General features: G+C 67.9%; 15 protein-coding genes and 1 tRNA gene. 7 read left to right on the forward strand and 9 right to left on the reverse strand.

The window, feature by feature from the left end; translation table 11 throughout:
* Positions 1 to 17: 17 nt before the first annotated feature.
* From AC3WLF_RS17665 to AC3WLF_RS17680, 4 genes are all read left to right on the forward strand, one after another.
* Positions 18 to 1,130, forward strand: a complete 1,113-nt coding sequence (locus AC3WLF_RS17665) for an alkene reductase (protein ID WP_492358565.1) — start codon at positions 18 to 20, stop codon at positions 1,128 to 1,130.
* Complete coding sequence (locus tag AC3WLF_RS17670; RefSeq protein ID WP_492358566.1) at positions 1,127 to 2,710, forward strand: FadD3 family acyl-CoA ligase; 1,584 nt, start codon at positions 1,127 to 1,129, stop codon at positions 2,708 to 2,710. Before AC3WLF_RS17665 ends, AC3WLF_RS17670 begins: the two co-directional genes overlap by 4 nt.
* Positions 2,711 to 2,947: 237 nt before the next feature.
* Positions 2,948 to 3,024 (forward strand) — tRNA-Asp (locus AC3WLF_RS17675).
* A gap of 132 nt (positions 3,025 to 3,156) precedes the next feature.
* Positions 3,157 to 5,091, forward strand: coding sequence for a SurA N-terminal domain-containing protein (locus AC3WLF_RS17680; protein ID WP_492351957.1), 1,935 nt, complete (start codon positions 3,157 to 3,159; stop codon positions 5,089 to 5,091).
* Between the two features lie 64 nt (positions 5,092 to 5,155).
* Here AC3WLF_RS17680 and AC3WLF_RS17685 read toward each other — a convergent pair whose 3' ends face one another.
* Positions 5,156 to 5,809, reverse strand: coding sequence for an arylesterase (locus AC3WLF_RS17685; protein WP_492320144.1), 654 nt, complete (start codon positions 5,807 to 5,809; stop codon positions 5,156 to 5,158).
* Between AC3WLF_RS17685 and AC3WLF_RS17690 the strand changes: the two genes are divergently transcribed.
* The gene (locus AC3WLF_RS17690; RefSeq protein ID WP_340526528.1) at positions 5,808 to 6,506 is read left to right on the forward strand and encodes an ABC transporter ATP-binding protein; all 699 of its coding nucleotides are present in this window, start codon (positions 5,808 to 5,810) and stop codon (positions 6,504 to 6,506) included. The two genes, AC3WLF_RS17685 and AC3WLF_RS17690, sit on opposite strands and share 2 nt — an antisense overlap.
* Here AC3WLF_RS17690 and pgi read toward each other — a convergent pair.
* The 8 genes from pgi to AC3WLF_RS17730 all read right to left on the reverse strand — a co-directional run bounded on the left by pgi (position 6,503) and on the right by AC3WLF_RS17730 (position 16,602).
* Positions 6,503 to 8,146 (reverse strand): glucose-6-phosphate isomerase, encoded by a 1,644-nt coding sequence (gene pgi / locus AC3WLF_RS17695; RefSeq protein WP_492320145.1) that lies wholly within the window; start codon positions 8,144 to 8,146, stop codon positions 6,503 to 6,505. The two genes, AC3WLF_RS17690 and pgi, sit on opposite strands and share 4 nt — an antisense overlap.
* A gap of 143 nt (positions 8,147 to 8,289) precedes the next feature.
* Complete coding sequence (locus tag AC3WLF_RS17700) at positions 8,290 to 9,252, reverse strand: DMT family transporter (RefSeq protein ID WP_492351959.1); 963 nt, start codon at positions 9,250 to 9,252, stop codon at positions 8,290 to 8,292.
* Positions 9,249 to 10,835, reverse strand: a complete 1,587-nt coding sequence (locus tag AC3WLF_RS17705; RefSeq protein ID WP_492320147.1) for an NAD(P)H-hydrate dehydratase — start codon at positions 10,833 to 10,835, stop codon at positions 9,249 to 9,251. Before AC3WLF_RS17705 ends, AC3WLF_RS17700 begins: the two co-directional genes overlap by 4 nt.
* 6 nt (positions 10,836 to 10,841) lie before the next feature.
* Positions 10,842 to 12,140 (reverse strand): D-amino acid dehydrogenase, encoded by a 1,299-nt coding sequence (locus AC3WLF_RS17710; RefSeq protein ID WP_492320262.1) that lies wholly within the window; start codon positions 12,138 to 12,140, stop codon positions 10,842 to 10,844.
* A 61-nt stretch (positions 12,141 to 12,201) separates the two neighbouring features.
* On the reverse strand, positions 12,202 to 13,512 hold the full coding sequence (locus AC3WLF_RS17715; protein WP_010810067.1) for a TRAP transporter large permease: 1,311 nt from the start codon (positions 13,510 to 13,512) through the stop codon (positions 12,202 to 12,204).
* On the reverse strand, positions 13,512 to 14,063 hold the full coding sequence (locus AC3WLF_RS17720; protein WP_492351961.1) for a TRAP transporter small permease subunit: 552 nt from the start codon (positions 14,061 to 14,063) through the stop codon (positions 13,512 to 13,514). Before AC3WLF_RS17720 ends, AC3WLF_RS17715 begins: the two co-directional genes overlap by 1 nt.
* 86 nt (positions 14,064 to 14,149) lie before the next feature.
* The gene (locus tag AC3WLF_RS17725) at positions 14,150 to 15,115 is read right to left on the reverse strand and encodes a TRAP transporter substrate-binding protein (RefSeq protein WP_492320149.1); all 966 of its coding nucleotides are present in this window, start codon (positions 15,113 to 15,115) and stop codon (positions 14,150 to 14,152) included.
* A gap of 122 nt (positions 15,116 to 15,237) precedes the next feature.
* Positions 15,238 to 16,602 carry an amidase gene (locus AC3WLF_RS17730; RefSeq protein WP_492358567.1) on the reverse strand — a complete coding sequence of 455 codons (1,365 nt, stop codon included), beginning with the start codon at positions 16,600 to 16,602 and terminating at the stop codon, positions 15,238 to 15,240.
* Positions 16,603 to 16,851: 249 nt separating this feature from the next.
* Between AC3WLF_RS17730 and AC3WLF_RS17735 the strand changes: the two genes are divergently transcribed.
* Positions 16,852 to 17,457, forward strand: coding sequence for a winged helix DNA-binding protein (locus tag AC3WLF_RS17735; protein ID WP_492320151.1), 606 nt, complete (start codon positions 16,852 to 16,854; stop codon positions 17,455 to 17,457).
* Positions 17,458 to 17,647: 190 nt separating this feature from the next.
* On the forward strand, positions 17,648 to 21,694 hold the full coding sequence (gene purL / locus AC3WLF_RS17740; protein WP_492320152.1) for a phosphoribosylformylglycinamidine synthase: 4,047 nt from the start codon (positions 17,648 to 17,650) through the stop codon (positions 21,692 to 21,694).
* Positions 21,695 to 21,759 lie beyond the last annotated feature (65 nt).

Raw genomic sequence — 21,759 nt, forward strand, 5'->3', positions numbered from 1 at the left:
ATCAAGGGATCATCAAGATGAGCGCCAGCCTGTTCGAGCCACTGCAGCTCGGCGACATTGCACTCGCCAATCGCATCGTGATGGCGCCGATGACGCGCAGCCGCGCCGGCGCGGGCGACCTGCCCACCGGCCTGCACCAGGCGTACTACGCCCAGCGCGCGGGCGCCGGGCTGATTATTGCGGAGGGCACTTACCCTAGCCGGCATGGCAAAGGGTACTGCCGCACGCCGGGCATCGAGACCACCGCGCAGATCGACGCCTGGCGCGACGTGTCAGGCTCCGTGCGCAGCCAGGGCGCGGCGATGGTGCTGCAGCTGATGCACGTCGGGCGCGTGGCGACGCGCCATAACAAGGCGCCAGACGCACAGACGGTGGCGCCGTCGGCGATCCGCGCGCGCGGCACCATCTATGCCGACGGCCACGGGCTGGTCGAGATGGAGGTGCCCCGCGCGCTGGCGGCACATGAAGTCACGGCCGTGATCGACGAGTACCGCCAGGCCGCCGTCAATGCGCTGGCCGCCGGGTTTGACGGCGTCGAGCTGCATTGCAGTAGCGGCTACCTGCCGATGCAATTCCTGCTTTCTTGCACCAATCAGCGCCCGGACGGCTACGGCGGTTCGCTGATGGCGCGGCTGCGCTTCGTCGTGGAGACGCTCGAGGCCATCGCCGGGGCGATCGGGGCGGGGCGCGTGGGTCTGCGTATCTGTCCCGGCAACCCGTATAACGACATGCACGATGACGATCCCACCGCCACGTACAGCGCGCTGCTCGATGCCGTGGCGCCGATCGGGCTGGCCTACCTGCACGTGAGCCGCTCGCCGGATCCTGCGCTCGATGCATTTGCGCTGGCCCGCCGGCGTTTTGGCGGTGCGGTCATCGTCAATGACGGTTTCGACGGCGCTAGCGCCGCGCGTGCAGTGGCCGGCGGCGTCGGCGAGGCGGTTTCGTTCGCCCGCCATTTCATCGCCAATCCCGACCTGCCTGAGCGCCTGCGGCACGGTGCGCCGCTGGCCGCGTTCGACCGCACGCTGCTGTATACGCCGGGAGCGCATGGCTACACCGACTACCCGGCCGCCGCGGAGCTTGCCGCGAGTGGCCAGATCCTTCCCCAGGGAGGCTTGCAACCGTGAGCGACTGCCTCGCACCGATTTCAACCATACCCAATGCCGTGGCACACACGGCGCGGCTGCGCGCGGATGCGGTAGCCATCGAGGAAGACGGCCTGTCCTTGCGCTATGGCGCGCTGCATGAGACGGCGCGAGTCGCAGGGCGTGCGCTGATGGCGCTGGGCGTAGCGCCCGGCGAGCGCGTTGCCATCTGGGCGCCTAACCTGCACGAGTGGATCGTCGCAGCGCTCGGCATCCAGATGGCCGGCGGCGTGCTGGTACCGCTTAACACCCGGCTCAAGGGCGGGGAGGCCGCCGATATTCTCGGGCGTAGCGGTACGCGGGCGCTGATCTGCATCGGCGAATTGCTTGGCGTCGATTATCCCGAGATGCTGTGTGGACATGCGCTGCCGGCCTTGCGCCACCGCGTCATTCTGCGCGGCGAACGCGAAGGCGCTTTGTCTTGGGAGGCTTTCCTCGCCCGCGCCGAAGACACACCCGAGGCCATGCTTGACGCGCGCATCGCCGCGCAGACACCGGACAGCCCGTCCGACCTGCTTTACACATCCGGCACCACGGGGCGGCCCAAGGGCGTGATCACCACACACGGGCAGAATCTGCGCGCCTTCTCCGACTGGTCGGGCATCGTCGGCCTGCGCCCCGGCGACCGTTACCTGATCATCAATCCCTTCTTCCATGCCTTCGGCTACAAGGCCGGCTGGCTCGCGGCCCTGCTTCGCGGCGCCACCATCCTGCCGCTGGCGCAGTTCGACGCCGAAACCGTGCTCGCTCGCATCGAGCGGTACCGCGTCAGCTTCCTGCCCGGCTCGCCCACGCTCTACCTGAGCTTGCTTGCCCATCCGCGGCTGGATGCATACGACTTGTCATCGCTGCGCGTGGCGGTCACGGGGGCGGCGTCGATCGCGCCAGAACTGATCCGGCGCATGCGCAAGGTGCTTGGTTTTGACGTGGTGCTCACTGCTTACGGACAGACCGAGTGCTGCGGCCTGGCGACGGTCTGCCGGCTCGGCGACGCGCTGCAGACTATCGCCAACACGAGCGGGCGTGCGCTCGCCGGTGTGGAGATTCGCTGCGTAGACGCTGAAGGAAACGACGTCGCCGCCGGTGAACCGGGCGAAGTGTGGATCCGCGGCTACAACGTCATGCGTGGGTACTTCGACGACGAGGCCGCCACACGCGAGGCCATCGACGACGCGGGGTGGCTGCATACAGGCGACATCGGCAGCGTCGACGCCGACGGAAACCTGTGTATCACCGGCCGGCTCAAGGACATGTTCATCGTGGGCGGCTTCAACTGCTATCCCGCGGAGATCGAGCACCTGATTGGCACGCATCCGGCGGTGGCCCAGGTCGCGGTGGTCGGCGTACCCGATGCGCGCCTGGGCGAGGTTGGCCGCGCCTTCGTGGTGTTGCGCGAAGGCGAGAGCATGAGTGGGGAGGCATTGCTGGAATGGTGCAGAGCCCGCCTGGCAAACTATAAGGTGCCGCGTTCCGTGGCCTTCATGGCGGCCCTGCCGATCAATGCCGCGGGCAAGGTCGTCAAGCACGAGCTGACGGCGCTCCAGGCGCGCATGTGCGCCTGAGCGTGCAGGCGGACTTGGCAGCCGAGGGTACAAGATTGAGTCATCCGGGTATTGCGCAGAAGATGAACACAAGCTATAGTTCGGCCTCTTGCAGCAGGGCACGGTCGGCAAGCGAAGGTTGGTAGGCGTTGTAGGCTTATGATTTGTAAGGAAATTTGTTCCCTTGCAAGGCATCCTCAGCACCCACAACTCTCCATCGCAAGGACATGTGCATTGCCGGCAGCAAGCACCGACACAGGAGTGGTAGTTCAGTCGGTTAGAATACCGGCCTGTCACGCCGGGGGTCGCGGGTTCGAGTCCCGTCCACTCCGCCAGTTTTAAGGAAACGCCCGCATCAGCGGGCGTTTTCATTCATGTTTCCCACCCTGCACAAAGGGTGCGCGCCCAGCGGCTCCTGATAGAATCGTGGAGTTTGTCTTTCGTGCCAATCCACTACCCGAATCCGCATGCTTGATTTCGTACGCAACAACCGGCGCCTGATGCTCTTGCTGCTGCTGGTGCTTGTTTTCCCGTCGTTCGTGTTCTTCGGCGTGGAAAGCTATTCGCGCTTCATGGACAGCTCGCACGATGCCGCCAAGGTCGACGGCCGCGCCATCAGCGTGCAGGAGATCGACAACGTCGTGCGCGACCAGAGCGAACGCGCGCGCCAGGTCCTGGGCGCAAGCTATGACCCGCGCCAGTTCGAAGGCCCGGACGCCCGCAAGGCCGTGCTGGACCAGCTGATCCTGCAACGCGTGATGGCCAGTGCCGTGGCGCGTGAGCACCTGACCGTGTCCGACGCCAAGCTGCTCGAGGAAATCAGCAACCTGCCGGCGATCGCGCAGTTGCCGCGCACCAAGGACGGCAAGGTCGACGACAAGGCCTACCTGCAGCTGCTGCAGTCGCAGGGCATGACGCCCGAGCAGTTCGATGCCCGCATGCGCTTCGAGCTGGCCACGCAGCAGCTGGGCGCATCGGTCGCCGCGACGGCCTTCGTGCCCAAGTCGCTGCTCGATCGCCTGATCGCCGTGCGTGACCAGCAGCGCGATGTGCAGGCGCTGCTGTTCAAGCCGGCCGGCTACACCGCCAAGGTGCAGCCCGATGCAGCCGCGCTGAAGGCCTACTACGACAGCCACCAGCAGGCCTTCTCGGTGCCGGAACAAGCCAAGGTCGAGTACCTGCTGCTGTCGGGCGAGGCCCTGGCCGCGACGCAGGCGGTCACGCCCGAAGAGCTGAAGTCCTACTACGACAGCAATATCGCGCGCTTCCGTATCGACGAGCAGCGCCGCGCCAGCCATATCCTGATCAGCGCGCCGAAGGATGCGCCGGCCGCCCAGCGCCAGGCCGCGAAGGACAAGGCCACCAAGCTGCTGGAGGACCTGCGCAAGCACCCTGACACCTTCGCCGACGTGGCGCGCAAGAACTCGCAGGATCCGGGCTCGGCCGAGAAGGGCGGCGACCTGGGCTTCATGGGCCGCGGCGCGCTGGTCAAGCCGTTCGAGGACGCCATGTATGCGCTCAAGGATGGCCAGGTCAGCGACGTGGTGGAAACCGACTACGGCTACCACATCATCAAGCTGACTGGCATCAAGCCCGCCGAGACCAAGCCGCTGGAAGCCGTGCGCACGGAACTCGAAGCTGAGCTGCGCAAGCAGTTCGCCGACAAGAAGTTTGCCGAGCAGGCCGATGCCTTCGGCAACACCGTCTATGAGCAGGCTGACAGCCTCAAGCCCGCAGCCGACAAGTTCAAGCTGACCATCCAGACCGCCGACAACGTCACGCGCCAGCCGAACCCGGCGCTGGGCGCGCAGAGCCCGCTCAACAACGACAAGCTGCTCAAGGCGCTGTTCAGCGACGACGCGATCAAGAACAAGCGCAACACCGAGGCCGTCCAGGTGGCCCCGAACACGCTGGTGGCCGCGCGCATCGTCGAGTACCGCCCGGCGGCCGTGCGCAAGTTCGAGGAAGTCGAAGCCAAGGTGCGCGAGGGCTATATCGCCCAGCAGGCGGCCGAACTGGCGCGCAAGGACGGCGAGGCCCGGCTTGCCGCGCTGAAGAAGGCAGACAGCGCCGACGGCTTTGGCGCGGTGCAGACCGTGTCGCGCGCCAAGGCCGAGGGCATGGCGCCGAAGGCGGTCGAGGCGGTGCTGCGCGCCGACGCGAACAAGCTGCCTGCGGTGGTGGGTGTCGACCTGGGGGCCGAAGGCTACGCGGTCTACCGTATCACCAAGGTCAGCCAGCCGACGCAGGCCAACCCGGCGCAACGCCAGGCCGAAGCGCAGCAGCTCTCGCAACTGGCCGGCCAGACCGACCTGCAGGCCTTCTATGAAAGCCTGAAGGCCCGCTCCAAGGTCAAGATGCTGACGCCGGTGGGCGCCACGCAGGCGCAAGGCGCCGAGTAAGCGCCAGATCAGCGCCGCTGCAAGCAAGAACCCCTGCCAGACGGCAGGGGTTTTTTATTTATGCTTACTTCGTGCCACGCTTGAGCATCGGCTTGAGCTGCGGCCACACCGTATCGAGCAGCGCCGGCTGTGCCGCGGCGGTCGGGTGGATGCGGTCGGGCTGGAACCAGTCCTGCCGCGCGATGACCTTGTCGAGGAAGAACGGCACCAGCCGCACCTTGTACTCGCCGGCCAGCTTCGGATACAGCGAGACGAACTTCTCGGTGTAGTCCTGCCCGTAGTTGGGTGGGATGCGCATGCCGATCAGCAGCACGCCCGCGCCGGCCTTCTGTGCCGTGCTGACGATGTTGCGCAGGTTGGCCTCGGTGGTCTGCAGCGGCAATCCGCGCAGCGCGTCGTTGGCGCCAAGCTCCACCACCACGATGGCCGGGCGGTGCCGCGACAGCAGCTCCGGCAGCCGCGTCTTGCCGCCGATGGTGGTCTCGCCGCTGATGCTGGCATTGACAACGCTATAATCGAAGCGCTCCTGCCGCAGGCGGTCCTGCAGCAGCGTAACCCAGCCCGCGCCGCGCGCGATGCCGTACTCGGCGGAGAGGCTGTCGCCAAGCACCAGCAGTGCCGGGGCCGCAGCCTGGGCTGAGGCCCCGGCCGATATCGTCAGTGCCATGCCGGTTGCCAGCAGCAGCCGGCGCCATTTGCCTCGGATCCCAATATCCATGTCTTCTTCCATTCTCGCTGTCGAGTCCCTCGGAAAGACCGTTGCCGACACGACCGGTTCGCTGACGATTTTGCACGACGTGACCTTTTCCGTCACGCCGGGCGAAACGCTCGCCATCGTGGGGGCGTCCGGATCGGGCAAGTCGACGCTGCTCGGGCTGCTGGCGGGGCTGGACCTGCCCAGCACGGGCACGGTACGGCTGCAGGGCCAGGACCTGTTCGCGCTGGACGAGGACCAGCGCGCCGCCGTGCGGGGCCGCCATGTCGGCTTTGTGTTCCAGTCGTTCCAGCTGGTCGGCCACCTGACCGCGCTGGAAAACGTGATGCTGCCGCTGGAGCTGCGCGGCGAAACGTCGCAGGTGCGCGAGCGCGCCCTGGACATGCTGCAGCGCGTGGGCCTGGGCGCGCGGCTGGGGCACTATCCGCGCACGCTGTCGGGCGGCGAGCAGCAGCGCGTGGCGCTGGCGCGCGCGTTCGTGGCGCGCCCGGACATCCTGTTTGCCGACGAGCCCACCGGCAGCCTCGATACCGCCACTGGCGAAGCCGTGATCGCGCTGATGTTCGAGCTTAACCGCGATGCCGGCTCAACGCTGGTGCTGGTCACGCATGACCGCTCGGTGGCGGCGCGCTGTGGCCGCATCCTGACCATCGACGCCGGCCGCGTGGCCAGCGATGAATGGATGGGCGCGGAGGTCTAGCTGGCGGCGCCCGCCTTCAGCACCGCGCGGGCGCGCTCGATCAGCGACGTGGTGGAGGCATCGTGCTGGCCGACGGCATTCCCGGTCAGCTCGGCCTCGATCGGTCGGGCCAGGATCTTGCCCAGCTCGACGCCCCACTGGTCGAAGGAATTGATCTTCCAGACCACGCCCTGCACGAAGGTGCGGTGCTCATACAGCGCAATCAGCGCACCCAGCACATGCGGCGTCAGGTTTTCCATCAGCAAGGTGTTGCTGGGGCGATTGCCCTCGAACACCATATGGGCGATGCGGACTTCGTCCTTCAGGCCGGCGGCACGCAGCTCATCGGCGCTGCGCCCGCGCATCAGCGCCTCGGCCTGCGCAAAGCAGTTGGCCAGCAGCTTGGCGTGATGGCCTGCCAGCCGGCGCGGCGGCACCAGCGGCGCGACAAAATCCACCGGCACCACCTGCGAGCCCTGGTGGATCTGCTGGAAGTAGGCATGCTGCCCGTTGGTGCCGGCCGTGCCCCACACCACCGGCGAGGTATGCGTGCGCACGGGCTGCCCGTCAAGCTGCACTGACTTGCCGTTGCTCTCCATCTCCAGCTGCTGCAGGAAGGCGGGAAACAGCTCCAGCGAGGTGGAGTAGGGCGCCATGCAGCTGGTCGGCAAATGCCAGAAATTGCGGTACCAGATGCCCAGCATGCCCAGGATCACCGGCATGTTGCGCTCCAGCGGCGCGGTGCGGAAGTGCTCGTCCATGGCGCGCGCGCCGGCCAGCAGGTCGGCGAAGGCATTGAAGCCTACTGCCAGCGTGATCGACAGGCCGACCGACGACCACAGCGAGAAGCGTCCGCCGATCCAGTCCCAGAACTCGAACATATTGGCCGGGTCGATGCCGAACTCGCGCACCGCTTCGGTATTGGTCGAGACTGCGACGAAATGCTTGGCAAGGTCATGCTCGGCCACGCCGTTGGCGACAAACCAGGCGCGCGCGCTGCGCGCGTTGGCCATGGTTTCCAGCGTGGTGAAGGTCTTGGAGCAGACGATCACCAGTGTCCGTTGCGGGTCTAGCCGCACCAGCGTCTCGGCCAGGTCGGTGCCGTCGACGTTGGAAACAAAGTGCATGCGCGGCGCGGCATTGCCATCGGCATCGGCCAGGTGCGACAGCGCGCGGCACACCATGCGCGGCCCCAGGTCGGAGCCGCCGATGCCGATATTGATGACATCGGTGATGCGCTCGCCGGTGGCACCCTTCCAGGCGCCGCTGCGCACGCGTTCCGAAAAATCGCGCATGCGTACCAGCACCTTCTGGATTGCCGGCATGACCTGCTCGCCGTCGACCTTGTAGCCGGCGCCGGCGGTCGCGCGCAGCGCTACGTGCAGGGCCGCGCGGTCTTCAGTGGTGTTGATATGCTCGCCCGCGAACATCGCGTCGCGGCGTCTGGTCACGCCGGCCTCGGCTGCCAGCTGCACCAGCAGGCGCATGGTTTCGGGCGTGATCCGGTTCTTCGAGTAGTCGAGATAGAGCCCGGCGGCTTCCAGCGAGAATTGCGCGACGCGCTGCGCGCCTTCGCGATCGAACCCGTCGCGCATCTGGGCGTCGCGAAGGGTGTCGTGGTGCCGCAGCAGGGCGTTCCAGGCGTGAAGGTCAGTGGGCATGCAGGACAATCGATGTTGCGCGAGCCGCGTGGCGTTGCCGGCTCACAAGGCAGAGTTGCAAGTATATCGTCAGCGCTGCCGGGATCCGGCCTGGCGGCGGCGTCATATCGTTACCACTTGCAACATACCAGCCTGGGCGCAGGCTAAGTATCGGACATTGTCTGACGGCGCGCGCCGCCGAGCCGGGCCGCGATGGCGCGTAGCACGGGTTCTCCCCCAGCCACGCACAAGCCTCCCAGGCAGATGATGCCGATGCCGATTGCGGTGGTCCAGTCGGGCAACTGGCCGAAGGCCAGGTAGCCGATCACCGTCGCGGACAGGATCTGCAGGTAGAGGAAGGGGCTCAGGAAAGACGCATCCGCGTACTGGAAGGCCCGGATGACGAAATAATGGCCAAGTGATCCGGTGATCCCCGCGGACAACAGCAGTGCACATTGCATCGGCGTAGGCCAGGCGCTGAACCAGAAGAAGGGCACGATCAGCGTGGTCAGGCAGGCGCCGGTTACGCCGCTCTGGATCAGCGTGGTCATCGGTGTGTCGTGCGCGGCAATGCGGCGTGTCAGCATCTGCATCAGCGCGAACACCAGCGCCGACACCAGGCCCAGGCCGACACCGAGCGGACTGAGCTGGCCGCCCGGGCGCACCACCACCAGCATGCCGGCAAAGCCGACCACCACACCGGTCCAGCGCATCCAGCGGGCATGGCGCCCGGGGCGCTCGCCCAGCAACCACGGCGACAGTGCCACCACGAACAGCGGCGCGCAGAAATTCAGTGCCGTGGCCTGCGCCAGCGGCATCAGCATCAGCACGCTGAAGAACACCAGCGTCGAGACCAGCATCAGCGCGCCCCGCAGCCACTGCAGCCCAGGCTTCGCCGGCCGCCACTGGCGCCGCCAGCCGGCGGGGCCGAGCAGCAGGAAGATCGCGACCACATGCCCGACATAACGCACCCATGCCACGGCCACCAGCGGCAGTCCTTGCTGCGTCAGGGTCTTGCTGGTGGCATCGAGCAGGCTGAGGATCCATTGCCCGATGACCAGCAGGGCGATGCCGGTGAGCAGGTGGCGACGGTCGGCGGGATCGCGCAGCAGCGCGCCGCGCATCATGCGCGGGTCCCGGCCAGCAACTGGTTGAAGAGGGTGCGCGCGGGCGCGTACAGTTCGCTTGCGGTGACGCCGGCCGGCCCGGTGCCCTGGGCGACAAGGGCATCGGCGGCACGCCCGTGGATCCACACCGCCGCCTGGGCCGCGGCCAGCGGCGCCATGCCTTGCGCCAGCAGCGCCCCCAGCATGCCGGCCAGCACGTCACCGGTGCCGGCGCTGGCAAGTGCGGCATTGCCGGTCGGGTTGAGCGTGCATGGACTGCCGTCAGGCGCCGCGATCACGGTGCCCGATCCCTTCAGCACGACCACGGCCTGCCATTGCGCAGCCAGTGCCGCGGCAGCAGCGGGCCGGTCGCGCTGCACCTCGGCGACGGGAACGCCCATCAGCCGGGCGGCTTCGAGCGGGTGCGGTGTCATCACGCAAGCCGCGCCGCTGGCGGCCAGGGCCCCGGCCAGCGCCGGATCGGCGGCCAGCAGGTTCAGGGCATCGGCATCCAGCACACGCGGCAACGGCGCGGCTTGCAGCAGCCGCGCAAAATGCTTGTGTGCGTTGGCGTCCGTGCCCATGCCAGGACCGATCACCAGCGCCGACATCGCAGCGAGGGCCAGTGCGTCCACGGCATGCAGCATCAGCTCCGGATGCAGCGGATCGAACAGCGGTGCGGGCTGCGCCAGGAAGCCGATATGCACCTTGCCCGCGCCGAGGAACTGCGCGGCCCTGGCGCCCAGCAGCGGCGCGCCGGTCATGCCCAGGTTGCCGCCGATGACCGCCAGCGAGCCATGCGTGCCCTTGTTGCTGGCATGGTGGCGGCGCGGCAGCGCCGTGCTGAACAGCGCCGGGCCGTTTACCAGGCAATGGGGCGCTTCGTCCGGCGGATAGTCAAGGCCGATCGGCGCGATATCGACCTCGCCGGCGCAGTCGCGCCCGTCCAGCGTCAGCAGCCCGGGCTTGGCGGCGATAAAGGTCAGCGTGCGCTGCGCGCGCACTGCCGGCGCGCCCGCGCCGGTGTCGGCGAACAGGCCGCTGGGGATGTCCAGCGCAAACACCGGCAGCGCGCTGCGGTTGATTTGTCCGATCCACCACGCCATGGTGCCGTCGGCGGGGCGGTTCAGGCCGATGCCGAGCAGGCCGTCGACGAGCGCAGCGGTGCCCGCGGGCCAGTCCGCGTCATGCGAGGCAGCCATGCCTGCGACCACGCTGACCGGGACGCCGGCTGCGTGCGCTTGCTGCCATGCCGTCGCGGCGTCGGCGGGCAGGTGCTGCGGGTCCGCCGTCAGCCATACCTGCACTGCACGGCCGGCGCCGTGCAATTGCGTGGCGGCCACCAGCGCATCGCCGCCGTTATTGCCGGGGCCCGCCAGGAACAGCAGCGGGCCGGCGGGTGCATGGCAGGCCAGCCAGCGCGCGGCCGCGGCGCCGGCGCGCGACATCAGCGTAAAGGCGGGAAGTTGCGTGAAGGCGGCGTTCTCGATGCGGCGGATGGCGGCGACGTCGTACAGCGGAACCGGTGCGGAGGCGGCGGCATCGAGTGCAAACCAGCCGTCGCCGCTTGCGGGCGAGGTGGCGGTAGAGGCAGAGGGTGTCATGTCTGGTTATCTTGCCGGCCCCAGGCCGTAGCGGTCGGGCAGCAGGCCCTCCATGTCGATGTCCGGGCCACCATGGGTGCCGGCGCTGGCGGCGATCTGGTCAGCCGCAATCTTGCCCGATCCGCAGCTCATCGCCCAGCCCGTCGAGCCATGGCCGAGGTTGAGGAACAGGCCGGGCACGGCTGTTGGGCCGATCAGCGGCGGCCCGTCCGGCAGCATCGGCCGCGCGCCCGCCCATTGCGTGGCTTCCTGGTAGTTGCCGGCCACCGGGAACCAGTCGCGCGCGACCTTGACCAGGGTGTTCAGGGCGGCCGGCCGCAGATCAAGCGCGCGTGAGCCCAGCTCGGCCGTGCCGGCCACGCGCAGGCGGTTGCCCATGCGCGTGATCGCGACCTTGTAGGACTCATCCATCAGCGCGCCCAGCGGCGCCTGCAGTTCGTCGCGGACCATCACCGTCACCGAGTAGCCCTTGACCGGATACAGCGGCACGCGCAGGCCCAGCGGGCGCAGCAGCGCGGTGCTGTCGGCGCCGGCCGCGACCAGCACGCGGTCGGCGCTCAGCACCTGGCCAAGGCGCTTCTTGTCGGAGTGCTGCAGCTCGACCTGCAGCTTGCCCGCGTTGTCGGGCCTGACGCGCGCCACCTGGGTGTCGAAGCGAAACGACACGCCCGCGGCCTCGGCATGCCGGTGCAGCGCGCGCACGAACATCGGGCAGTTGCCGGATTCGTCTTCAGGCAGGTGCAGCCCGCCGGCCAGCGGCGTGTCGGCAGCCAGGCCCGGTTCGATGCGGCGGCATTCCTGCGCGCTGACCAGCCGGTGCGACACGTTGTTCTCGCGCAGCAGGGCCACGGCGGGCGCGGCCAGGTCGAGGTCGCGCGCGGCGCGGAACAGCTGCAGGTAGCCTTGCGACTGCTCGTAGTCGATCTCCAGCTCGCTGCGCAGCCGGTGCAGGCACCCGCGGCTGTAGAACGCCAGCCGCTGCATGCGCAGCTTGTTGGCGCGGTAGCGCTCCAGCCGGCATTCGCGCAGCCAGCGCGCGATCCAGCGCCACATGGCCGGGTCGGCGGAAGGGCGGAACAGGACCGGCGCCTCGCGCGCAAAGAGCGTGCGCAGGATCTTGCCGGGCATGCCCGGCGCCGCCCATGGCGTGACGTAGCCGGGCGCGATCACGCCGGCATTGCCGAAGCTGGCTTCCTGCGCCGGCGCGGCGCGGCGTTCGAGCACGGTCACGTCGAAACCGGCCTGCCGCAGGTACCAGGCGGAACTGACGCCGATCGCGCCGGCGCCGATGACGATCACATGCATCGGACTGGGACCCTCCATATTGCCGCGCCGGCAGCAAATGGCCGGGCTGGGCCGGCCAATGCTATTTGACTTCCTGCTGCATGACAATGTCCGGCAGCCAGGTGACCACGCCCGGCCAGATCGTGACGATGGCGATCGCCACCACCATCATCATGAAAAAGGGCAGCGAGACCCGTGCGATGTAGTTGCTGTCCTTGCCTGTCATGCTCTGCAGCACGAACAGGTTGAAGCCCACGGGTGGCGTCACCTCGGCGATCTCCACCAGCAGCACGATGAAGATGCCGAACCAGACCAGGTCGAAGCCGGCCGCCTGCACCATCGGCAGCACCGTCGCGGTGGTCAGCGCGATCATCGAGATGCCGTCCAGCGCCGTGCCCAGCACGATGTAGATCACTGTCAGCACGGCAATCAGCGCCCACGGCGACAGGTGCATCGCCGCCACCCATTCCGCCAGCGCGCGCGGGATGCCGGTAAAGCTCATGGTCACCGACAGGAACGAGGTCGCGCCCAGCACGAACATGATCATCGCGGTCAGCCGCGTGGCCGACATCAGGCTGTCCCAGAACGCCGCGCGCGTGAGCGAGCCGCCCGCCCACGCCAGCGCCAGCGAAGCCACCACGCCATAGGCTGCGGCCTCGGTCGCGGTGGAGTAGCCGGTCACCATGATCACGGTGATAAAGGCGATCAGCACGATGCACGGCAGCAGCTGGCGGATCGATGCCAGCCGCGCACGCCAGTTGAAGTGCTCCGACGGCGGGGTCTTGTCCGGGTTGGCCAGCGCCCAGACCACGATGTAGCCGGAGAACAGCAGCATCAGCAGCAGGCCGGGTATGAAGCCCGCCAGGAACACGCGGATGATCGACACGTCCGCCGACACCGCGTACACCACCATCGTGATCGACGGCGGGATCAGGATGCCGAGCGTGCCGGCGCAGGACAGTGAGCCGAGCGTGGTGCGCTCGTCGTAGCCGCGCCGCGTGAGTTCCGGCAGCGCCGACTTGGCGATGGTGGCGCAGGTGGCGGCTGACGACCCCGACACCGAGCCGAAGATGCCGCAGCCCAGGATATTGACGTGCATCAGCCGCCCGGGCAGCCAGCTCAGCCACGGCGACAGCCCGCTGAACATCTGCTCGGACAGCTTGGTGCGGAACAGGATCTCGCCCATCCAGACAAAGAGGGGCAGCGACGCCAGCGTGTAAGAGGCGCTCGACGACCACCATGCGTTGGCCAGGCTGACCAGCGCCTCGCGGTCCGAGAACACCACCAGCCCGACCCATGAGGTGACCGCGATGGCCACGGGGATCCACGCGCCGATCGCCAGGAAGACGATCATCACCAGCAGCAGGATCAGTGCAACCACGACTGTGCTCATCAGACCGTCTCCCCGAAATCGCCGGCGGCGAGCTTTTCTTCATGGGCCACCTGGTAGCGCGGCTTGTGCCCGCGCACCACGCGCAGCCATTCATCGGCGACCGCCAGCAGGAAGCCGACGCAGCCAAGCACCGCGAAGCTCTGCGGAATCCACAGCGGGATCACGATCTGGCCCTGCGAGACATCGCCGATTTCCCAGCTCTGCCACGCAAAGGTGCCCAGTGCCCAGGCCGCGTAGGCGGCAAACGCCAGGCAGATGGTCAGCGAGACCAGCTCCAGCACCCGGCGCCGGCGCGGGCCCACGGCCCCCAGCAGCATCTCGACGCGCACGATGCCGCCATGCTGGAAGGTCTGGCCAAGGATCAGGAAGGCGGACGCCGCGCACAGCCAGGCGACGATGTCATCGCCACCCTTGAAGATCACCGAGGTCTCCCGCGACAGCGACATCAGGATCATGATCACGCAGACGGCGAGGATGCACAGCGCGCCGAGCACGGCAAAGAGGTCAAGCAGGCGGTCGAGCCAGCGCTTGGAGGAGGGGGCAGTTGGCATGATGGACGGCGTCAGGGAGGGAGGGGCTCCCCGCCATGCCAGCCTGCGCGGCAAGGGCGGGGAGTTCATGGAGGCGGGCAGGCCGCCTACTTGCGGTAGGCGTCCAGGATGGCCTTGCCGTCCTCGCCCGCGCCCTTGGCCCAGTCATCCACCATGGTCTGGCCCACCTTCTGCATGTCGGCCTTGAGCTGCGGCGACGGCGGCTGCACCGTCATGCCGTTGCGCGACAGGGTCGCCAGGTACTCCTTGGTCTTTTGCTCCGACACCTGCCAGCCGCGCTTCTCGGCGTCGGCGACGGCCTTGAGCAGCGCCTCCTGGGTCGGCTTGTCCAGTGCCGCGAACGCCTTCTTGCTGACCACCAGCATGTTCTTGGGCAGCCAGGCGTCCACGGTGTAGAAGTACTTCACGCTCTCCCACACCTTGGTGTCGACGCCGGTGGCGCCCGACGACATGAAGGAGTTGACCGTGCCAGTGGCCAGCGCCTGCGCCAGGTCGGCAGCCTGGATGGTCACCGGCTGGGCGCTGACCAGCTCGGCGATGCGCGAGGTGGCCGGGTTGTACGCGCGCCATTTCAGGCCTTTCATGTCCGCGGCCGAATTGATTGGCTTGTTGGCATAGATGCCCTGCGGCGGCCAGGCCACCGCGTACAGCAGCTTCATGCCCTGCTTGTCGAGCACCTTCTCGGTGACCGGGCGCGAGGCCTGCCACAGCTTGTAGGCATCGGCATAGCTGGTGGCCAGGAACGGCACCGCATCGACGCCGAACACCGGATTCTCGTTGGCCAGCAAGGACATCAGGATCTCGCCCATCTGCACCTGGCCGGTCTGCACGCCGCGCTTGATCTCGTTGGCCTTGAGCAGCGAGCCATTGGGGTGCAGCACGATCTTGAGCTTGCCGCCGGTGGCCTTGTCCACGTCGTTGGCCATCTGCTGCAGGTTCTCGGTGTGCAGGTTGCTGGCCGGATAGCCGGTCGGCAGGTCCCACTTGGTATCCGCCTGTGCCGCCACGGCGGCCAGCATCAGGCCGGCCGCAACGATTGCCTTGACTCGCATCTCGATCTCTCCTGGTGTGCGCGCGGGGGCGCGGTGGTACTGCTGGTTGCGTACTACCTGGTGCCGGTCGCGCCCGCATTGGCGGGCACGCCGGCGCAAGATCAACGGCGCGGCGGCAGGGCTCAGTCGTCGCGCTGTGAAGGTTGCACGATGCGTTCCAACGCAAGGGCCGTGCCCAGCAGGTCGGCATCGCGCATCGGGCCGTGCGACAGCATCAGGCCCACGGGCAGCTCGTCCGGCGCGTGGCAGGGCATCGAGATCGAGCAGCCGTCAAGGAAATTGAAGGCCGAGGTATTGCGCAGCAGCAGGGCATTGACGCGGAAGAACTGCGCATCATCGGTGCGCAGCGGCGCAATCTCGGGCGCGACCATCGGCACGGTCGGGCAGACCACGGCGTCGAAGCGGGCCAGGCGCGCTTCCATGCGGGTGATCCAGTCCAGCCGGGCGCGGCCCAGGTCGATATAGTCGGCGGCGCTGACATTGGCGCCGCGGTCGATGCGCGAGGCCACGCGTGGGTCGTACAGGTCGCGCCGGGCGGCCAGCAGGTGGCGGTGGATGGCAAAGGCTTCAGCCGAGCTGAAGCCGCCCTGGGCGTTCAGGCCCGCCAGTTCGCCGAGCTCGGGCAGGTCGACATGCTCCAGCTGCACGCCGGCGGCCGACAGCCGGCCCAGCGCGCGGTCAAAGGCGCGCGCCACCACCGGGTCGAGGTCGTCCAGCAGGACCTGGCGCGGGATCGCCAGCCGCGTCGCGGCGGGGTTGGTGACGCGCGGGATCACTGCGCTGTCCGCGATCACGCTGTCCACGGCAATGCAGTCGCTGACCGTGCGCGCCATCGCGCAGGCGGTGTCGAGCGTGTAGGACAGCGGAAAGGCCCCCGTCAACGGCACGCGCCGCGCGGTGGGCTTGAAGCCGGTGATGCCGCACAGCGCGGCGGGGATACGGATGGAGCCGCCGGTGTCGCTGCCAAGCGCCGCGACCGCCAGCCCCAGCGCCACCGAAACGGCCGCACCCGACGACGAGCCGCCCGGGATGCGCGCCACGCCATCGGTGCCGGCCGGGTTGGCCGGCGTGCCGTAGTGGGGATTGATGCCCACGCCCGAGAACACGAACTCCGTCATGTTGGTGCGCCCGACCAGGGCTGCGCCTGCAGCGCGCAGGCGGGCGACCACGGTGGCGTCCGCCGTGGCCGGCGCGGCATCCTTGCGCACCAGCGAGGCTGCGCTGGTGACTTCGCCGGCCACGTCGTAAAGGTCCTTGACCGAAACCGGCAGACCCGCCAGCGGATGCAGCGCCTTGCCGGCGCGGCCGGCGGCATCGGCTGCGCGCGCGACCTGGGCCGCGGCCTCGAAGGTGCGGTGCAGGAACACGGCCTCGGCAGCCGGCGCGGCCGCAAGCGCGGCCGCCTGCTCGATGATCTGCGCACGGCTGGTGGCGCCGTCGCGCAGGCGGGTGTTCAGGGTGTCGAGGTCGGGAAGCATGGATGGCATGGGTCTGCAAACGGGGTGCGAGGGCGGGGCGGGCACCGCCATGGTGGCGGCCGCCTGCCGGCACGGGGAAGGGCGCGGTGCACATGCGCAGGGCCAGTCGTGGCCGGCGTCCTCCCTCATGCTTTACCTGTATTTATTAGGTGTTCATGCTCATAATTCGCCAATAAACTGTCAAGCTAAAATTGCCGGGGCGCGCTCCGGGCTTATACCTAGCACGCCAGCGCCGTCCCATCGAAAGGAGTCTCCCGCATGCCACGCAAGCCAGCCGAGAGCGGGCATACCGCCGCCGCCGTGGCCGATGCCCCTGCCGTTGCCGATAAGGCAAGGCCGGCCACCGCGCTGTCGCGCGCGGCCGGGGCCAATATCGTGTCGTCCTCGCACCTGGTGTCGGTGCGCAGCCCCGAGTTGTCCGAGTTCGAGTTCGGGCTGAATACCGCTTACAACGCCTACAGCCGCTGGGTGGTGCGCTGCATGGGGGCGGCGGGGGTGCGCGACCTGACCTTCCTGGACGTGCTGGTGCTGCATCACGTGAACCATCGCGGCCGGCCCAAGCGGCTGGCCGATATCTGCTTCGTGCTGAACGTGGAAGACACCCACCTGGTGACCTACGCATTGAAGAAGCTGCAGGGGCTGGGGCTGGTGAGCGGGGAGCGGGTCGGCAAGGAGGCCACTTATTCGACCACCCCGGCCGGTGCCGAGGCCTGCGCACGCTATCGCGAGATCCGCGAACAATGCCTGACCAGCAACTTCACCGAAGGCAGCGAAGAGAATGCCGAGATCGGGGAGCTCGCCCGGCTGATGCGGGTGCTGACCGGCCTGTACGAGCAGGCCGCGCGCTCGGCGACGTCACTCTGAGCCGTCCATTCGGTAAAAGTGACGCATAAGCATTATCATGATGGGGAGTAACACGGCGCCGTCGTGATGTCGCAGTGCAAAATCCGGGTGCCGGCAAGGTACAATAGCGGTTTCCCGCCAGTCGGCACCCCATGCAGCGGTGCCGGCTAAGCAGCAGCCCCTACCTCACCGCCTCCCGACCGCTACGATCATGGCGCATTTCTCGTGCTTCCCCGGCGCTTTGGCGCTTTCCGCCTTCCGTCAGCAACGCCTGCTCACCGCCCTGCGGCAGATCGACGCCGATATTGAATCGGTGCATGGCCAGTTCCTGCACTTTGTCGACGCACAGACGCCGCTGTCGGCCGAAGAGCAGTCCCGCGTGGCGGCGCTGCTGACCTACGGCGCACCGTTCGCCGATCAGCCCGACGGCGACCGCTTCGTGGTGATCCCGCGCTTCGGCACGATCTCGCCGTGGGCCAGCAAGGCCACCGACATCGCCCATAACTGCGGCCTCACGCATATCCACCGCATCGAGCGTGGCATCGAGATCACCGTGATCTGCAAGAAGGGCCTGCTGCGCGGGCGCAAGTCGCTGGACGCGGACACCCGCGCCGCCGTGGCCGCGCACCTGTTCGACCGCATGACCGAGACCGTGGTCGCCACGCGTGACGAGGCGGCCGGCCTGTTCCAGGAACTGCCGGCCAAGCCGCTGCGCTTTATCGACATCGCCGCCGGCCGCAGCGCGCTGGCCGCGGCCAACGTCGAGATGGGCCTGGCGCTGTCCGAGGACGAGATCGACTACCTGGTCGATGCCTACGGCAAGCTGGGGCGCAACCCGACCGACGTCGAGCTGATGATGTTCGCGCAGGCCAATAGCGAGCACTGCCGCCACAAGATCTTCAACGCCACCTGGACCATCGACGGCGTGCAGCAGGACAAGTCGCTGTTCGCGATGATCCGCAATACGCACCAGCTCAATCCGCAAGGCTCGATCGTGGCCTACTCGGACAACTCGGCGGTGATGGAAGGCGATGTGGCCGAGCGCTGGTTCCCGCGCGGCAACGACCACAAGTACGACCGCCACGAGGCGCTGACGCACACGCTGATGAAGGTGGAGACGCACAACCACCCGACCGCGATCTCGCCGTTCCCGGGCGCTTCCACCGGCGCCGGCGGTGAAATCCGCGACGAAGGCGCGACCGGGCGCGGCGCCAAGCCCAAGGCCGGCCTGACCGGCTTCACGGTGTCCAACCTGATGCTGCCCGACGCCGTCGAATCGTGGGAAAACGACCGCGACGCCGCCCAGCCGGTGGCGCACCGCAACCCCGACGACAAGCCCGGCGTGACCGGCAAGCCCGACCGCATCGCCTCGCCGCTGCAGATCATGATCGACGGCCCGCTGGGTGGCGCCGCGTTCAACAACGAATTCGGCCGCGCCAACCTGGGCGGCTACTTCCGCGTCTACGAGCAGAACGTGGGCGGCACCGTGCGCGGCTACCACAAGCCGATCATGATCGCGGGCGGCATCGGCAATATCGACGCCTCGCACACGCACAAGAACCCGCTGCCGGCCGGCACGCTGCTGATCCAGCTGGGCGGCCCGGGCATGCGCATCGGCATGGGTGGCGGCGCCGCCAGCTCGATGGCGACCGGCACCAATACCGCCGACCTGGACTTCGATTCGGTCCAGCGCGGCAACCCCGAAATGGAGCGCCGCGCGCAGGAAGTGATCAACGCCTGCTGGCAGCTCGGCGATGCCAACCCGATCCTGTCGATCCACGACGTCGGCGCGGGCGGCATCTCCAACGCCTTCCCTGAGCTGGTGGACGGCGCCGACCGCGGCGCGCGCTTCGACCTGCGCCAGGTGCACCTGGAAGAGTCCGGCCTGTCGCCGGCGGAAATCTGGTGCAACGAGTCGCAGGAGCGCTATGTGCTGGCGATCGCGCCGGACAGCTTCCCGCAGTTCCAGGCCATGTGCGAGCGCGAGCGTTCGCCGTTCGCCGTGGTCGGCATCGCCACGGAAGAAAAACAACTGCAGTTGGTCGACGCCGAAGTCGACGCCGCGCTCAAGGAACACTTCGCGGTCAATATGCCGATGGACGTGCTGCTTGGCAAGCCGCCGCGCATGCACCGCGACGTCAAGCGCGTCGAGCAGGCGCTGCCGGCCGTCGACGTGACCGGCATCAGCCTGGAGCAGGCCGTGCGCGACGTGCTGCGCCATCCGACCGTGGCCAACAAGTCGTTCCTGATCAGCATCGGCGACCGTACCGTGGGCGGCATGAACGCGCGCGACCAGATGGTCGGGCCGTGGCAGGTGCCGGTGGCCGACGTGGCCGTGACCACGCTCGACTACAAGGGCAATGCCGGTGAAGCGATGACCATGGGCGAGCGCACCCCGCTGGCCGTGATCGACGCGCCGGCTTCGGGCCGCATGGCGATCGGCGAGGCGCTGACCAACCTGGCCGCCGCGCCGGTCAAGGACCTGGGCAAGGTCAAGCTGTCGGCCAACTGGATGGCGGCCTGCGGCGTGGAAGGCGAGGACGCAAAGCTCTATGACACCGTGCATGCGGTCGGCATGGAACTGTGCCCGGCACTGGGCATCAGCATCCCCGTCGGCAAGGATTCGCTGTCGATGCGCACCAAGTGGCAGGATGAAGGCGTCAACAAGGAAGTGGTGGCGCCCGTGTCCCTGATCATCTCGGCCTTCGCCGCGGTGGACGACGTCAACCGCACGCTGACGCCGCAACTGCGCACCGACGCCGGCGACACCGTGCTGATCGCCGTCGACCTGAGCCGCGGCAAGAATCGCATGGCCGGCAGCATCCTGGCGCAGGTCATGCAGCAGGTCGGTGACAGTGCCCCGGACGTGGACAATGCCGAGGACCTGAAGAACTTCTTCAACGTGATCCAGCGCCTGAACCGCGAAGGCAAGCTGCTGGCCTACCACGATCGTTCCGACGGCGGCTTTATGGCCACGCTGGCCGAAATGGCCTTTGCCGGCCATTGCGGTGTTTCGCTCAACGTCGACATGCTGGCGCTGGATCCGCAGCAGGAACAGGACTACGGCGACGCCAAGAACTGGGCCCAGCAGATCGCCGAGCGCCGCAACGACCAGACCCTGCGCGCGCTGTTCTCGGAAGAGCTGGGTGCCGTGGTGCAAGTGCGCATGCAGGACCGCGACGCGGTGTTCGCGGTGCTGCGCGAGGCGGGCCTGTCGGCGTGCAGCCACGTGGTCGGCAAGCCCAACACCACCGACCAGGTCGAGATCTACCGGGATGCCAAGAAAGTGTTCGGCGCCTCGCGTACGGACCTGCAGCGCAACTGGAGCGAAGTCAGCTGGCGCATCGCGCGACTGCGCGACAACCCGGCCTGCGCGGACAGCGAGTACGATCGCCTGCTGGATGCTGCCGACCCTGGCATCAGCCCGGTGCTGACGTTCGATCCGGCGGAGGACATCGCCGCGCCGTTTGTCGCCACTGGCGCGCGTCCGCGCGTGGCGATCCTGCGCGAGCAGGGCGTCAATTCGCAGATCGAAATGGCGTACAGCATGGACCGCGCCGGCTTCGATGCGCACGACGTGCACATGAGCGACCTGATCGCCGGCCGCGCCAATCTGGCCGACTTCTCCGGCTTTGTCGCATGCGGCGGCTTCAGCTACGGCGACGTGCTGGGCGCGGGCGAGGGCTGGGCCAAGACCATCCTGTTCAACGGGCAGATGGCCGAGCAGTTCGCGGCCTTCTTCAACCGCCAGGACACTTTCGCGCTGGGCGTGTGCAATGGCTGCCAGATGATGAGCAACCTGGCCCCGATCATCCCGGGCGCAGGTGCATGGCCCCAGTTCACGCGCAACCAGTCGGAGCAGTATGAAGCGCGCTACGTGACCGTGGAAGTGCAGTCCTCGCCGTCGATCTTCTTCGCCGGCATGGAAGGCAGCCGCATCCCGATCGTTGTCGCCCACGGCGAAGGGTTTGCCGACTTCTCGCAGCAGGGCAATATCGACCAGGCCCACGTGGCGCTGCGCTTTGTCGACAACTACGGCGCGGTCACGCAGGCCTATCCGCTCAACCCGAATGGCTCGCCCGATGGCATCACCTCGGTGACCACCGTCGATGGCCGTTTCACCGTGCTGATGCCGCACCCGGAGCGTGTATTCCGCGCCGCGACGATGAGCTGGGCGCCGGACGCGTGGAAACAGGTTGCCGATGGTGGCAGCCCGTGGATGCGGATGTTCCGGAATGCGCGGAAGTGGGTGGGGTAAGCATCAGCTGCAGGTTTGCGTCGCCCGCTGTTTTCTCCCTCTCCCGCGTGCGGGAGAGGGAGTAC

It is taken from the genome of Cupriavidus sp. FW306-01-F10A (assembly GCF_058782785.1).

Bases quoted from the DNA above. Each gene is read 5' to 3' on its own strand.
- AC3WLF_RS17665 (WP_492358565.1), top strand. From the start codon at position 18: ATGAGCGCCAGCCTGTTCGAGCCACTGCAGCTCGGCGACATTGCACTC.
- AC3WLF_RS17680 (WP_492351957.1), top strand. From the start codon at position 3,157: ATGCTTGATTTCGTACGCAACAACCGGCGCCTGATGCTCTTGCTGCTG.
- AC3WLF_RS17690 (WP_340526528.1), top strand. From the start codon at position 5,808: ATGTCTTCTTCCATTCTCGCTGTCGAGTCCCTCGGAAAGACCGTTGCC.
- AC3WLF_RS17685 (WP_492320144.1), bottom strand. From the start codon at position 5,809: ATGGATATTGGGATCCGAGGCAAATGGCGCCGGCTGCTGCTGGCAACC.
- pgi (WP_492320145.1), bottom strand. From the start codon at position 8,146: ATGCCCACTGACCTTCACGCCTGGAACGCCCTGCTGCGGCACCACGAC.
- AC3WLF_RS17700 (WP_492351959.1), bottom strand. From the start codon at position 9,252: ATGATGCGCGGCGCGCTGCTGCGCGATCCCGCCGACCGTCGCCACCTG.
- AC3WLF_RS17705 (WP_492320147.1), bottom strand. From the start codon at position 10,835: ATGACACCCTCTGCCTCTACCGCCACCTCGCCCGCAAGCGGCGACGGC.
- AC3WLF_RS17710 (WP_492320262.1), bottom strand. From the start codon at position 12,140: ATGCATGTGATCGTCATCGGCGCCGGCGCGATCGGCGTCAGTTCCGCC.
- AC3WLF_RS17715 (WP_010810067.1), bottom strand. From the start codon at position 13,512: ATGAGCACAGTCGTGGTTGCACTGATCCTGCTGCTGGTGATGATCGTC.
- AC3WLF_RS17720 (WP_492351961.1), bottom strand. From the start codon at position 14,063: ATGCCAACTGCCCCCTCCTCCAAGCGCTGGCTCGACCGCCTGCTTGAC.
- AC3WLF_RS17725 (WP_492320149.1), bottom strand. From the start codon at position 15,115: ATGCGAGTCAAGGCAATCGTTGCGGCCGGCCTGATGCTGGCCGCCGTG.
- AC3WLF_RS17730 (WP_492358567.1), bottom strand. From the start codon at position 16,602: ATGCCATCCATGCTTCCCGACCTCGACACCCTGAACACCCGCCTGCGC.
- AC3WLF_RS17735 (WP_492320151.1), top strand. From the start codon at position 16,852: ATGCCACGCAAGCCAGCCGAGAGCGGGCATACCGCCGCCGCCGTGGCC.
- purL (WP_492320152.1), top strand. From the start codon at position 17,648: ATGGCGCATTTCTCGTGCTTCCCCGGCGCTTTGGCGCTTTCCGCCTTC.